1 protein-coding gene is annotated in these 1349 nt (G+C 71.8%); it reads left to right on the top strand.

Going from position 1 to position 1349, the window contains the following annotated elements; genetic code table 11:
- A partial coding sequence (locus AB0G04_RS44200; RefSeq protein ID WP_360996762.1) for a beta-ketoacyl synthase N-terminal-like domain-containing protein occupies positions 1-1349 on the top strand: 1349 nt, incomplete at both ends.

Genomic DNA, 1349 nt, shown 5'->3' on the forward strand with positions numbered 1-1349 from the left:
TTGGCGTTGTTCGACGAGGCGGTGCGGTCGTCGTGGTCGCATGTGGTGCCGGTGGTGATGGATCTGTCGGGTTACCGGTCGGGTAAGGCGGAGGTCCCGGCGTTGCTGCGCAACCTCGTCCGCCCGGCCCTGCGCCAGGCGAACACGGCACGTGCCGGGTCCGGTTCACTGATCGCCGAGCTCGCCGGGATGCCGCCCGCGGCGCAGGAGAACTTCCTGCTCGACCTGGTGCAGACGAACGCCGCCGCCGTTCTCGGCCACGGCACCACCGACGCGATCGGCGCCGACCGGGCGTTCCGCGAGCTGGGCTTCGACTCGCTGACCTCGGTCGAGCTGCGGAACCGCCTGCGCGCCGCGACCGGGATCCTGCTGCCGGCGACCCTCGTCTTCGACTACCCCACCCCGGTGGCCCTGGCCGGCTTCCTGCGGGAACGGCTCACCGGCGACTCCGGCAGCACTCCGGTTCCTCGCGTCCTCGTGCCCGCCGCCGACACCGGTGACGACACGATCGTCGTCGTCGGGATGGGCTGCCGGCTGCCGGGCGGCGTCGACTCACCGGAACAGTTGTGGGATCTGGTGGCCGACGGCGGTGACGCGATCACCGGGTTCCCGGCGGATCGTGGCTGGGACCTGGCGAACCTGTTCGACGCCGACCCGGACCGTCCCGGCACGTCCTACGTCCGCGAGGGCGGCTTCGTCGACACGGCCGCGGGCTTCGACGCCCGCCTGTTCGGGATCTCCCCGCGCGAGGCCCTGGCGATGGATCCGCAACAGCGGATGCTGCTCGAAGTCTCCTGGGAGGCCCTCGAACGCGCCGGCATCACCCCCGACACACTGCGCGGCTCACCGACCGGCGTCTTCGTCGGCGCGGCATCGTCCAGCTACGGGATGGGAGTGCCGCTCCCCGACGGGGTCGAGGGTCACCTGCTGACCGGTGCGGCGACAAGCGTGATGTCGGGCCGGGTGGCCTACCAGTTCGGACTCGAAGGTCCGGCCGTGACGATCGACACGGCGTGTTCGTCGTCGCTGGTCGCGCTCCATCTGGCGGCGCAGGCGCTGCGAGCCGGTGAGTGTGACCTGGCGCTGGCCGGTGGCGTCACCGTGCTCACCAACCCCGGCATCTTCACCCTGTTCTCCCGCCAGCGCGGTCTGGCGCCGGACGCGCGGTGCAAGCCGTTCGCGGCGGCTGCCGACGGCACGAGCATGGCCGAGGGAGCGGGTGTCCTCGTCGTCGAACGGCTCTCCGACGCCCGGCGCAACAACCATCGGATCCTTGCGGTCGTACGGGGAAGCGCCGTCAACCAGGACGGCGCCTCCAACGGCCTGACCGCCCCGAACGGCCCCGCCCA

This window comes from Actinoplanes sp. NPDC023801 (genome assembly GCF_040639655.1).
Classification (GTDB): domain Bacteria; phylum Actinomycetota; class Actinomycetes; order Mycobacteriales; family Micromonosporaceae; genus Actinoplanes.